At 74.2% G+C, this 12,783-nt stretch carries 9 protein-coding genes; 4 read left to right on the top strand and 5 right to left on the bottom strand.

The features are described 5' to 3' along the window. Nucleotides 1-87: 87 nt before the first annotated feature. The 5 genes from ACFVQZ_RS10690 to eccB form a co-directional block, all read right to left on the bottom strand. Nucleotides 88-1,410 carry a S8 family serine peptidase gene (locus ACFVQZ_RS10690; protein ID WP_383621044.1) on the bottom strand — a complete coding sequence of 441 codons (1,323 nt, stop codon included), beginning with the start codon at nt 1,408-1,410 and terminating at the stop codon, nt 88-90. A 27-nt stretch (nt 1,411-1,437) separates the two neighbouring features. Then, nucleotides 1,438-3,192: a hypothetical protein gene (locus ACFVQZ_RS10685; RefSeq protein WP_383621042.1), complete on the bottom strand. Its 1,755-nt coding sequence runs from the start codon at nt 3,190-3,192 to the stop codon at nt 1,438-1,440. Between the two features lie 6 nt (nt 3,193-3,198). After that, nucleotides 3,199-3,648 (bottom strand): hypothetical protein, encoded by a 450-nt coding sequence (locus ACFVQZ_RS10680; RefSeq protein WP_030496557.1) that lies wholly within the window; start codon nt 3,646-3,648, stop codon nt 3,199-3,201. A gap of 218 nt (nt 3,649-3,866) precedes the next feature. Next, a complete protein-coding gene (gene mycP / locus ACFVQZ_RS10675; protein WP_036415886.1) occupies nt 3,867-5,138 on the bottom strand; it encodes a type VII secretion-associated serine protease mycosin in 1,272 nt (423 codons plus the stop codon). After that, the gene (eccB, locus tag ACFVQZ_RS10670) at nt 5,135-6,673 is read right to left on the bottom strand and encodes a type VII secretion protein EccB (RefSeq protein WP_030496559.1); all 1,539 of its coding nucleotides are present in this window, start codon (nt 6,671-6,673) and stop codon (nt 5,135-5,137) included. Before eccB ends, mycP begins: the two co-directional genes overlap by 4 nt. A 181-nt stretch (nt 6,674-6,854) precedes the next feature. Here eccB and eccE point away from each other — a divergent pair, with 181 nt between their 5' ends. From eccE to ACFVQZ_RS10650, 4 genes are all read left to right on the top strand, one after another. Further along, complete coding sequence (gene eccE, locus ACFVQZ_RS10665; protein ID WP_030496560.1) at nt 6,855-8,201, top strand: type VII secretion protein EccE; 1,347 nt, start codon at nt 6,855-6,857, stop codon at nt 8,199-8,201. Continuing rightward, nucleotides 8,198-8,917: a hypothetical protein gene (locus ACFVQZ_RS10660; protein WP_030496561.1), complete on the top strand. Its 720-nt coding sequence runs from the start codon at nt 8,198-8,200 to the stop codon at nt 8,915-8,917. The genes eccE and ACFVQZ_RS10660 overlap by 4 nt, the downstream gene beginning before the upstream one ends. 142 nt (nt 8,918-9,059) lie before the next feature. Then, nucleotides 9,060-9,293 (top strand): DUF397 domain-containing protein, encoded by a 234-nt coding sequence (locus ACFVQZ_RS10655; RefSeq protein ID WP_030496562.1) that lies wholly within the window; start codon nt 9,060-9,062, stop codon nt 9,291-9,293. A gap of 434 nt (nt 9,294-9,727) precedes the next feature. Next, nucleotides 9,728-12,610, top strand: coding sequence for an SCO5717 family growth-regulating ATPase (locus ACFVQZ_RS10650; protein ID WP_383621038.1), 2,883 nt, complete (start codon nt 9,728-9,730; stop codon nt 12,608-12,610). Nucleotides 12,611-12,783: the final 173 nt, after the last annotated feature.

The following is a 12,783-nucleotide window of genomic DNA, read 5'->3' as shown; positions in this document are numbered from 1 at the left end:
CTCGGGTTCTCTTTCAGCGAGGCTGCGTCCGCACGTTCGCGGCGCGCAGTTCGGTATGGGTGGGGTGGTGGTTCCGGCCGCCGCGCGTCAGGCCGTACGGCGCTTCCGGGCGATGACGACCCCGACGCCCGCGAGGACGACCACGGCCGCGACCGCGCCGATGATGATCCCCGTGCTGCTGCCGCCGCTGCTGCTGTCCGCCGCGGTCTCCGTGGAGCCTGCCACAGCGGAGCCGGACGTCGGCTTGCCGTCGGGCGCTTGTGTCGAAGCTGTTGCGGAGGGGGCGGCCGGGGCGCCCGCCGACGCGGTGGCGGACGGGTCCGCGGAAGTCGAGGGGTCCGCGGAGGGGGTGGCGCCGCCGGCCGCGGCGCCACCGCCCGTGGGTTCGTTGGTGAGGGGGCTGATGTTGGGGTCGCCGGGGTTGCCCTCATTGCGCGAGATGTTGGCGTTGGGGCGGACGATGCCGTGGCCGAGGTAGTTGCTGACCGTCCCGGGCTCCCAGCCGTCGCCGCGCGCGGCCGAGTCGAACATCACGCGGAGGACCTGGTTCGCCGTCCAGTCGGGGTGGGCGGACCAGATGAGGGCGGCGGAGGCGGAGGCGATGGCGGTGGCGTTGCTCGTGCCGTCGGTCACGCAGTACTTCGTCAGACTCTTGTCGCAGTAGCCGGGCAGCTTGCTTCCCGGAGCCGCGATGTCGATGGCGTCGCCGTGCTGCGAGTAGTCGGCCACCGAGTTGTCCTGGTCGGTCGCCGCGACGGCGATCGCCTCGGGGTAGCCCGCGGGGTACTGCTTCTTGTTGCCCTCGGCTCCGTTGTTGCCGGCGGCCGCGAAGACCAGCTTGCCCTTCTGCTGCGCGTACTTGACGGCCTCTCGTTCGTCTTCGTCGTAGTAGTCGCTGCCCCAGGAGATGTTGATGATCTTCGCGTCGCTGTCCGCCGCCGCCCGGATCGACTCCTCGATGTCGAAGGCGTTGACGGCCTGCGCGTTCTGCCGCTCGGTGTCGGCCACGCGGTACGGGATCACCTTGGCATCCGGGGCCAGACCCCGGAGGCCGCCGCCCGCACCGGAACCGACGATCATCTCGGCGATGGACGTGCCGTGGCCGGTGTAGTCGTCCGTCTCGTCGCCCTTGGTCTTGGACGCGTCCCAGCCCTTCAGGACCTTGCCCTTGAGCGAGGGGGTGTCCGGATCGACTCCGCTGTCGATGACGGCGATCGTGATGCCCTTGCCGGTCGCCTTCTTCCAGATCTCCTCGGCCTTCATGGCGTCGAGGTACCACTGCTGCGACCGCGCGTCGGCAGCGACTGCCGTCGGAGCGACCCCGACGAGAGCCGTCGCCAGCACCACCGTCGCCGTGGTGCCGAGCAGCGCTCGCCGAAGCCTGCCGCCCTCGATCATTCCTGCCGTCATCCTGACTTCCGCGCCTTCCGGGGGTGGTTAGTCGATCACCGGCGGCACGGCACCGCGCCGGCGGCTGTTCCAGGTCTCTTCGTCTTCCGTCAGGTAGTCGGGGCGCGTCGAACCCTCGCGCTCCTGCTCCTCACGATCCGGGCGCTGGGTGCCCCGGCCGCCTACGCCGCGGGGCGTGCCGACCACGCCGTTGGAGCCGGTGGTGCCCCGCCCGGCGGGACGCGGCGCCGCCTTGGCGTTGTTGGCGCCGACCACGCCCGCCTGGCTGGGGCGGGCCGCTGCCGCGCGGCCCGCCGGGCCCTCGCTGCCGACGACGGTGCCCCTCGGGATCCGGGAACCGGTGCTCCCGCCGGTGGTGCGCTGCGGGGTGCCGCCGACGATGGGGTTGGTCCTGCCGCCGGCCGTGCGCCCGGTGACGGGCTGACCGGGGCGGCCCGCCTGCGGCGTCGCCGTCGGACCTGCGGCGCGGCCCATGGGGCCGCCTGTGGCGCGTCCCGTCGCCGGGGAGCTCGTCGGGCCTCCGGGACGGCCCACCACCGGCGAACCCGTCGGGGTGCCCGGGCGTCCCGCCATGGGCGCGCTCGTGGGGCCGGCCGTACGGGACAGGGCCTGCGGGCCGTTCGGTCCGCCGGCGCGACCGACGGCCGGCTGCGTCGTCGGTCCGACCGGACGGCCGGGGCCGGGACGGCCGGTGGCGGTACGCGGCATCCCGGGGTTGCCGGTGAGCTTGGGGCCGCCCGCACGCGGCGGCGTGCCGAGCGTGAGCGGCGGCGGCATGCCCGGCCCCGTCGGAGGCGGGGTACCGGTCGGCGTCGTCGGGGTGGGCGGCGTGTTCGGCAGCGTGGGCGGCGCGGGCGTGCGGACCGTGTCGATCTGGACCCGCGTGTCGTCCGCGCCCGAGGGCTTCTCCCGGATCGGCTGGGATCCGTCGAGCTGGTCGCCGGTGCGGGGCATCGTCGGGACGGCGCGGTCCTCGACGGCGCTGATGGGGCCGGAGGACGCCCGGGACAGGCCTTCGGCCGACGAAGGCGACGAAGACGACGAAGAGCCGACGCCCGATTCTCCGAACCTGCTGAGCTTGCCGGTCGGCTTCGGCACCGGCGCCTTGTACGCCTCCGGCGGCTTCGGCATGTTCTGGCCTGCCAGCGTGCTCTGCGACACCGCGTAGAACGACGCCAGGCGGTTCATCTGGTTGATGGCCTCCTGGCGGTCCTTCTCCACCTGGACGGCCTTCTCGTACTCCTCCTTCTTCTCGGTCTTCTCCAGCTCCGAGAATTCGGTGGGCTTCTTCTGGACGGCGCGGGTGTCGCGGGGCGGCTTCGCGTTGCGGACCGAGGTGAGGCCGGTGCTGGCGACCTTCATCTGGGAGCCGACGGCGTTGGCGACCTTGCCGATGTCCCAGGCGTACGTGACGACTTCGGAGCCGTACCGCTGGAACTCCGCGGCGGCCTCGCCCTTCCAGTCGATGCTGCCGATGAAGCTGTTCAGCTCCTTGGCGGCGGCGTTGAGGGACTTGGTCGCGGCCTCCAGGGCCTCGCCGGCCTGCTCCAGGTCGGAGGGGTTGGCGCTGTCGAGGAGGTCGAGCATGTCGTTGAGGCGGGCGTTCTCGAAGGACGTCGAGCCGAAGACGCTGCCCCTGGAGCCGAATCCGAAGGGGAAGATCTCGTCCAGGTTCTCCAGGACGTTGGTCGTCGCGTAGGTCGCGTTGATGTTCGCGGTGTCCTGCGCCTGCGCCTGCTCCTGGGGCGTCAGCTTCGGCTGCGGGTTCTTCTCGTCACTCATCGTTCGTCACCCAACGCCTTCCGTCGAAGCCTCGGTATTGCCGCGGCGCTGCTCCGGCTGCTCCGGCTTCTTGCTCCGCTCCAGTTCCTCGCGCCTGACGGCCTCGGCGCGCTCCTCGCTGAGGCGGGCCCGGATGTCGTGGAAGCGCTGGCGCTGGTCCTCCTCCACGTTCTGGTAGCCGACGTCCGCCGCGTGGACGCCGATCTGGAGGAGTTCGATCTGGCCGCTGAGGGACTTCGACAGGGCCACCAGCGAGCTGTGGACGCGCTCGTACTCCTTGTAGAAGCCGTCCGCCTCGGTGAAGGCGATCCTCCCGGTGCCGAGCGAGCCGCGCGTCACGCGCCGCTGGCCCAGCTGGGCGGCGCCGCCGGCGCTGCCCTCCAGGTTCTTGATGACTCCGTCGACCCGGTCACGGAACTTCTTCAGCTCGCCGACGCCGAGCTCAAGGTCACTCACTGCCGCCCCCGCCCCCGTCACCCGTTACCTCGAACACGAGCCAATCCTCCCCGTTTGCTCCTGCTGTCCTGCATTGCGATCGTGGCGACTCGCCATCCACCGATCGCGCGCATACCACTCTAGTGATTGCGTCTGACAGGCCCAAGTCTCTTGTTCGTCACAAGACTTCTACGGTCACTGCCGTGATCGACGCTATCAGCCGTGTGCGTCTGCAATGATCACCGGCCCGCCGCCACCGCCGCCCGCCGCCGCCGGTGGTCCCGGACGGCGACCGCGCCGCCCGCGATGGCCGCCACGAGGACGCCGCCGCTGACGACGACGTACGTGGCCAGGCGGGCGTTGCGCTGTTCCGGGGTCTCGCCGAGGTGGACGGCGGCCGGGGTGGGGGCCTCGGCGCGGGTGACGCCCTCGTGGGCGACCGGCTTCTCGATGGGCTTGTCGTCCTCGGTGAGGGCGCGGACCGGGTCGACGACGCCCCAGCCGACGAGGCGGTCGTGGCCGGCGACGGAGCGTTCGGCGGTCTGCTGGATCTGGGCCACGATCTGCTCCTGGGTCCAGTCCCGGTGCTTGCTCTTGATGAGGGCGGCGAGCCCGGCGACGTACGGGGCGGAGAAGCTGGTGCCGTTGTCGGCGCAGTGGCCGCCGCCGGGGACGGTGGAGATCATGTCGACGCCGGGGGCGGCGACGCCGACGAAGTCGCCGGACTGGGAGAACTGGGCGCGCTCGTTGTTGCGGTCGGAGGCGGCGACGGCGAGGACGCCCTTGTACGAGGCGGGGTAGGTGGGTTTGACGTTGCCGCCCAGGCCGTCGTTGCCCGCCGAGGCGACGACGACGATCTCGGCGTCGAGCGCCGCCTGCACGGCCTGTTCCAGGAGTGGCGTCGGCTTCACCGCGTTGGCGGTGTCCTGGGAGATGTTGATCACGTTCGCCTTCTTGGCGATGGCGTGGCGGATGGCCGCCGCGAGCGTGACCGCGGTGCCGTTGCCGTCGGCGTCGTTCTGCTGGATGGGGATGATCGTGGCGTCGGGGGCGAGTCCGACGAAGCCGGTGCCCTTGGCGGGGCGGGCGGCGATGATGCCGGCGACCTTGGTGCCGTGGCCGACGGTGTCCGTCGTGCCGTTCTCCTTGCCGCGCTTCAGCTTGTAGCCGTTGGCGTCCTTGGCGTCCTTCGGGATCAGGTTGATCCCGGCCTTGGCGTCGACGGCCTTGGCGAGCTGGGGGTTGCGGGTGTCGACGCCAGTGTCGATGACGGCGACGCGGACGTTCTTGCCGGTGGACTGGGCCCAGAGTTCGTCGAGCTGGACGCGCTGCAGCGACCAGGGGCGTCCCTCGTACGGCTTGTTGGGGTACGTGCACTGGCCGTCGTCCGCCGCCGCCGGGGCCGCGCCGGCGAGCGGCAGGCCGACGGCGCAGAGCACCGTCGCGGCCAGGACCGGCAGGGCGGCCGGAGTGGGCAGGGGGTGGCGCCTCGGGCGCGGGGGCGTCCTCATGAGCCCTGCGGCTGGCGGGCGCCGCCGGTGGAGAGGCGGGGGCCGGTGGGCAGGAAGGTGGACCACTCGGCGGGGATGGGCAGCGGCTCGATGTTCTTGTAGCCGAGGCGGTTCTGCGCCTGCTGGGCCTCGGCCTGCCGGGCCTGCTTCTCCTCCTCGGAGCCGGAGGAGCCGATGCCGGAGTCGTCGGTGGCGAGGTCGCCGTTGGACTGCATCGCGTAGCGCAGGCCGGTGTCGGTGACGAGGAAGAGGAAGCCGGTCTTGGTGGTGGAGCCCTTGAACTGGCGGAAGAGCTGGCCGGATCCGGGGGTGACGTACGCGCTGCTGGAGCCGGTCGGCAGGGTGGCGGGGAAGTCCTTGCCGGCCCAGGTGCTGAGGGTGGTGGCGCCGTTGTCCTCGTCGACCGCGCGGAGCACGTTGCAGACGGTGTTGCGGCTGCCCTCGCCGGTGCCGGCCTCGTTGACGGGGACGGGTTCGGCCTTCGGCCACTTCTTGTCCGCTCCGAAGGCGGCGCCCGGCTGGAAGGCGCCGCCGCTGGTCTTGGCGGCCTGGCCTGCCTGGCCGACCTCGACGAGCTGGCGGCTGTTGAGCAGCAGCTTGGCGGTGAAGTCGGAGATGGGCGCGACCCGGTCCTGGAGGACGACGTACATCTTCCGTTCGGTGGCCTCGGACGCGGAGAGCACCATGCCGACCTTGGCGAGGTGGTCGACCTCGGGCAGCATGCCTTTGATCTCGGCGCGGGCGCCCGGCTCGCCGGGGATCTCCGGGAAGGAGATCGCGTCGCCCTTGTGCAGGGTGTTCAGCCACGCCTCGGAGACGCGCTGCGGGGCGCGGCCCTGGCCGACGAGCTGGCGGAGCAGCAGTTCGTCCTTGGCGACGGGGTACGCGGTCCCCTCCGCGTCGACCACGTAGCGGGTGCGGTCGGGGGCGGGGCCCTCGACGTAGAGCAGTTCGCCGCCGGTGAGGCGTTCCTCGCCGTCGGTCTTGGCCTCCTCGCGGGCGGCGAGGACGAAGGCGGCCTTCTGGATGGCCCTGCCGCCCTCGCCGGGGCGCTCGCAGACGGCCCAGCGCTTGGCGGCGCCCGCCTCCTTCGGGTCGGGGAGGCGGTCGGGGGCGTACGGGATGCCGAGGGTGGCGCCGTGCGGGATCTTGCCGCTGTCGAGGACCGACTCGGCGACCGTGATGATCTTGTCCTTGTCGGGGTCGAGGAGCAGCTTCGCCGACGACATGTTGAGGACGGGGTGGAGCTGGGTCTTGTCGCCGGTCTTGAGGACCACGTACCGGGTGGTCGACTTGTCGGCGATGATGACGTTCTGGCCGGGCTTGTCCCAGTCCTTGGGGGCGACGGGCTTGAACATGCCCCAGGCCCCGAAGCCGGCGAGGATGACCACGCCGACGATGGCGCCCGGCAGCACCGCGCGCAGCGGACGCGGCGCGCCCTCCTCCGAGCCCGTCGAGTTCGGCTGCACGAACTGCGCGACCAGTCTCCGCTTCGCGAAGGTGTAGGCGTTCAGTTCGTCCCGTCGTGATGCCATCTGAAGTGTCGTCCCTCTCCCCGCCGGCCGACCAGGTTGCCACACTCGGCGGGCCCGTCCGCCGTCCCGCCGCCCCCTACTATGCCTGGCGGCACCCGTGTCTCACCGCTCAGGTAGGGTGATCGCCCGGTCAACGCCCAAGGGAATTCGGCTATTACGGACACGAGGGGGCAACGCGGCGATGGGTACGGCGACGCGTGCGCGCGACGGGCGGCGGACCAGCGGCCGAGCGCCTCAATCTTCCCGACGGCAACGCAGCAACGGAAGCGCCGGGACAGGTGCCCCCGCTCCGGGTGCCGTCCCCGCGACGACGACGCTGCGCCCCCTGTCCCGTACCGGCCGGATCGGCCCCGTGCAGCTGCGCCAGCTGGTGCTGGTGGAGTCGGCGCTGGCGCTGGTGGCGGTCGGTTTCGTGCTGGGCGGGCTGTGGCTGGTGCCGACGTGCGTCGCCGCCGGCGTCCTCGTGCTGCTCGCGGTGATACGCCGCCGGGGCCAGGCCGTGCAGGACTGGATGGGCACCGCGCTCGCGCTGCGGTCGCGCCGCCGCGACACCGAGCCGGCGGCGCCGGACGCGGACCCGTCGCTCGCCCCGGTGACGGAGAGCGTGCGGGGCCTCGGCGCCCAGCCGTACGTCGACCGGAACCACCGGACGGTGGGCATGCTGGGCGACGGCTCGTTCCTGACCGCGGTGCTGCGCGTCGAGGCGAGCGGTTCGGCGCTGCGGCCGGTCTTCGGCGCCCGCGCCTTCCCGCTGACCCTGCTCGGTGACGCGCTGGAGGTCGACGACATCGTGGTGGAGTCGGTGCAGCTGGTGCAGCAGGTGCGGCCCGCCCCGGCGCCGCACCTCCCGCAGCAGTCGGTGGCCCGGCTCTCGTACACCCCCCTCCAGGAGCGGACCGGCGCGCCCGCGCTGCGGCTGACCTGGGTGGCGGTGAAGCTGGACCCGGAGCGCTGCCGGGAGGCGGTCGCGGCGCGCGGCGGCGGCCTGGAGGGCGCGCAGCGCTGCCTGGTGCGGATCGCGGACCATCTGGCGAGCCGGATCACCGGCGCCGGTTTCCAGGCGGTCGTCCTGGACCAGGAGGAAGTCAACTCGGCGATCGCGACGGCGGCCTGCACCAGCCCGCACGCCGCGGCGCGGGCGGGCCGGGCCGGCGCCGCGCCGCAGCGGCGGACGGCGGAGACGTCCCGGGTCTGGCGGTGCGACGACCGCTGGCACACCACGTACGCGGTCGGGCGCTGGCCCGAGCTCGGCCGGGGCGCGGCGCCGCTGCCGCGGCTGGTGTCGCTGCTGACGTCGGTGCCGGCGTACGCCACGACGTTCAGCCTCACCGTCCGGCGCGGGAACCGGCAGGGCGCGATGGAGGTCGGCGGGCACGTGCGGGTGACCGGCGGTTCCGACAACGAACTCGTCCGGGTCCGCCGGACGCTGGAGCAGGCGGCGCGCACGGCGAAGGTCGGCCTGCTGCGGCTGGACCGCGAGCAGCTGCCGGGCGTGCTGGCGACGATGCCTCTCGGGGGTGCGCGATGACGGTCCGCGGCGGAGCGGTGCGGGGGCTGCGCGGTCTGATCGGCCCGCGGCACGCGGGGCACACCGTGCCGACGGCCGAACTGGGCGCGCTGTCGCTGCCGGTGGGCGACGACGGCGTGGTGATCGGCGAGGACGCCGAGGGGCGCCCGCAGCTGGTGGGCTTCCACCGCTCGACGCCGTACGACGTGCTGCTGATCGGCGGTCTGTGGACGGCGCAGGTGCTGGCGCTGCGGGCCGCCGCCACCGGCTCCCGGGTCGTGGTGGAGACCGGCCGCCCGCACGCGTGGGTGGGGCTGGCGCAGGCGGCGGGCGCGGGCCTGGAGTGCATCACGCTGCACGACGTGGGCCGGGTCCCGCCGCTGGGCGCGACCGTCGGCAGTCCCGCGGTCGTGGTGCGGGACTGCGGCATGCGGCCGCCGCGCGGCCGGGTCGTGTCCTCGCCGTGGCAGTCGGTGCTGACGCTGCTGCCGTACCTCAGCCCGGTGGCCCCGCGCCTGATGCGCTCGGCCACGCTCGTCGGCGTCCAGCGGGTCTCGCCGCAGGAGGCCCAGCAGACCGGCCGGATCCTGGGGCTGACGCCGAGCGAGGTGGAGGCGCTGCCGACGCTCGCGGACGGCGTGACGCTGTGGTGCGCGGGCGGCGAGCGGCACTGGGTCCTCACCAACGCGACGGACGCGGAGTCGGGCCTGCTGGGCGCGGCCCGCCGCATGGACTGAGGACCCGCGTCCTCCGGTACGTCCGAACCGGCCCCTGCGCGAGGGCCGGTTCCCTACTATTTCTCCTGGTGGCGCCGGGCCCGACGGCCCTGTGCCACGGGACACATGGTCCGCCGACAGGCCGTGAGCGAAAGGAGCTCCCATGGGGAGCGCGCAGGAGAAGGACGAGTTGTACGCCCTCGACATCTCGGACGTCGAGTGGATCGGCGCCCCCGGCACGAGCCCGGACGAGGAGCGCGTCGAGATCGCCCATCTGCCGAACGGGGCCGTCGCCATGCGCTCGTCGCTGGACCACGGCACCGTGCTGCGGTACACGGAGGCGGAGTGGACGGCGTTCGTGCTCGGCGCGCGGGACGGCGAGTTCGACCTGCGCTGAGCGGAGCGGCCCCGCGCCCGGTGCGGCGGGGCCGGACGAGGACCGGCGGCCGGGCCCCCGAGGGGGTGCCCGGCCGCAGGTGCGTCGCCTCACCCGTTCGGGCCATGCCGCCGGCGGGTGGCCGGGGAGAGGGCCGCGGACAAGTCCGTACGCATTCCTCCGCGTTGCTCCCTCTTGTACGGTTTCGCCCCGTCCGTTTCCTCACGCTCCGCCGCGCGGGCGTCACGCGGGCGCCGCTCCCGGCCGGAGCGGGGCCGTCCGGGAGCGGACGGGCCTGCCGCGGTGGCGTTGCGGACGTTTAGGGTGGGTGGGGGCGCGGCGGAGGGATCCCTCGGAACGTTCGCCGGGTCCGAGGGGAGAGCCGGCCCGACGGCAGTGAACGGTGGCCCCGACGCACGACGGCACAAGGGTGCTCGACCACACCAGGAGGCAAAGTGAACGGCGATCGCGACGACATCCGCGGGGGCTGGAACGTGCCCGCCGACGAGTCCGACGCGGATCCCGCCGAGATGACGGGTGAGTTCACCATCGACTACACCCCGCCGGCCTGGTACACGCAGAACGCGCCGGGCGGTCCGGGGGACGCCGGTGTCACTCCCCCGCCGCCGACGGGTGCGCCGGTCGCCGTCCCCGGGGCGCCCCCGGCCGGCTTCCAGCAGGGCTGGACGCCCGCCCCGCCGACGCCCGCGCCCGGCCCGCAGGCCCCCGCGCCCGGCCCGTACGGGGCGTACGGCCCCGAGGCGGGCGCCCCCGGCACGCCGCCCGGCACGCCCCCCGGTCACCCGGCCGCCGCGCCCGGCCCGTACCCCGGCCAGCAGCCGCCCGCAGCCCACCCTTACGGGTCGTACGGCCCCGGCCACCCCGCGCCCGACCCGGCTCCCGCTCCCGCCGCTCCCCAGAGCGGCGGCGAGGTGGAGAGCGGTGCCACCGTGCGCTTCAACCCGGCGTCGCTGCGGCCGGACGCCGCCGCGCAGCCGGCGCCCGCGCCCGCCGCCGAGCCCCAGCCGGGCTCCCCCGAGGCGGCGGGCCTCGCCCGCGCCGACGTGCCCCCGGCCCCCGCCGCCGACGACGAGCCCGCCGAGCCCGACACCGAGCCGGAGGCCGCCGCGACGGCCGAGGAGCCGAAGACGGAGGCGGAGCCGGAGTCGAAGTCGGAGGCGGAGTCGAGGGCGGAGGTGACGCCGGAGGCGGAGCCCGCGGCCGACGCCGACGGCACCGACGACACCGACGCGGCCCCCTCGGACGAGCAGGCCGCCGAGGCAGACGAGCCCACCGCCGAAGCCGAGCCCGAGGAGGGCCAGGCGGCGGACGCTCCCGCCGACGCCACCCCCGTCGTCCCCGCCGCCGCACCGCTGCCCGCCGAAGGCGCGCCCGGCGCACCCGTCGCGGGCGGTCCGCTGCCGCCGCTGCCGCCCGAGTTCCCGCCCGCCTCCCCCGAGGCCCAGCAGGCTCCGCAGGCCCAGCAGTCCCCGCAGCAGCCGCAGGCCGCGCCGCAGTGGCCCGGGCAGCCGGTGGCCGGCGCGCCCGGGGCCGTACCGCCGCAGGGCGGCTACGGCTACCCCCAGGGGCCCGGCGCTCCCGGTCAGCCCCCGCAGGCGCCCGCCGGGTACGGCTACCCGCCGCAGGCCCCGGCCGGGTACGGCTACCCGCACCCCGGCGCCCAGCCGCAGCCCCAGCCCCACGCCCAGCCCCACCCGCAGGCCCAGCCGCCGGTGCCCGCGCCCGCCGCCGAGCAGGCCCCGGGCGCCCCCGGCGGGTACGGGACGCCGCCGCAGGGTCCGGACGGGTACGGCTACCCGCCGCAGGGCGGCGTGGACCCGCGGACCGGGGCGGCCTGGCCGCAGCCGGTCACGCACGACCAGCGCGAGCGGTCGGTGCCGGGCGCGCCGCTCGGCTACACGGCGGCCGTCGAGCTCTCCTCGGACCGGCTGCTGCGCAACACCAAGCAGAAGGCGAAGTCGAGCCGGAACCCGGGCGCGGCCTCGCGGTTCAAGCTGGGCGGCAAGAAGGAGGAGCAGGAGCGGCAGCGGAAGCTGGACCTGATCCGCACCCCCGTGCTGTCCTGCTACCGGATCGCGGTCATCTCGCTGAAGGGCGGCGTCGGCAAGACCACGACGACGACCGCGCTCGGCGCGACCCTGGCGATCGAGCGGCAGGACAAGATCCTGGCGATCGACGCCAACCCGGACGCGGGCACGCTGGGCCGCCGGGTGCGGCGCGAGACCGGGGCGACCATCCGCGACCTGGTGCAGGCGATCCCGTACCTCCACTCGTACATGGACATCCGCCGGTTCACGTCGCAGGCGCCGTCCGGCCTGGAGATCATCGCCAACGACGTGGACCCGGCCGTCTCGACGACCTTCAACGACGAGGACTACCGGCGGGCGATCGACGTCCTGGGCAAGCAGTACCCGGTGATCCTCACCGACTCCGGCACGGGTCTGCTGTACAGCGCCATGCGCGGGGTGCTGGACCTGGCCGATCAGCTGATCATCATCTCGACGCCGTCCGTGGACGGCGCCTCCAGCGCCTCGACGACGCTGGACTGGCTGTCGGCGCACGGGTACGCGGAGCTGGTGCAGCGCTCGATCACGGTGATCTCCGGGGTCCGCGAGACCGGCAAGATGATCAAGGTCGAGGACATCGTCCAGCACTTCCGGACGCGCTGCCGCGGGGTGGTCGTGGTGCCGTTCGACGAGCACCTGGCGGCGGGCGCCGAGGTGGACCTCGACATGATGCGGCCGAAGACCCGGGAGGCGTACTTCGACCTCGCGGCGATGGTGGCCGAGGACTTCGCGCGGGCGCAGCAGGCGCAGGGCCTGTGGACGGGCGACGGGCAGGGCGGCATGCCGCCGCACATGGCGCCGCCGATGCCGGGCCAGTACGCCCCCGGCCCGTACGGCCCCGCCCAGCCGGGTCAGCCCGGCCAGCCGGCCCCGGGGCAGCCGTACGGCGCTCCGCCCGGGCCGGGCCGGCCGTACCCCGGACAGCCGATGCCCGGCGCGTACGGCCCCGGCCAGCCGGCCCCCGGTCAGCCCGCGCCCGGTCAGCCGTACCCGCCGCAGGGCCAGCCGCAGCCGTACCCGCAGCCGGGGCAGCCGCAGCCGGGACAGGCAACGCCGGGGCAGCCGGGGCCGTACTCCGGACAGCCGTACGGGCAGCAGCCGTACCCGCCGGGGGCGGCTTCCGGCCAGCCGGGGCAGCCCGCGCAGCCGTACGGGCAGCCGCCGGCCGCCGGGCAGCCGTTCGGTCAGCCGCTGCCTCCGCAGGCCCCGCCGCAGACGCCTCCGCAGGCGCCGCCAGCCCCTCAGCAGTAGGGCGTCACAGGAGTAGACCAATGAGGCTCCGTACCGGGTCACCGGTACGGAGCCTCCTTGCATTCCCGCAGCCCACGCGGGGTTTGAGTCATCGTTGACGACGGCAGACCACCGCTGATACATCTTCGCTTCACCTGACGTCAGCCCAAGATCCACGACTCCACGACAGCTCG

This window comes from Streptomyces sp. NPDC057854, assembly GCF_042797055.1.
Taxonomy (GTDB): domain Bacteria; phylum Actinomycetota; class Actinomycetes; order Streptomycetales; family Streptomycetaceae; genus Streptomyces.
Note: the sequence above shows the minus strand (reverse complement) of the source record. Positions and strands in the feature narration are given on the sequence as shown.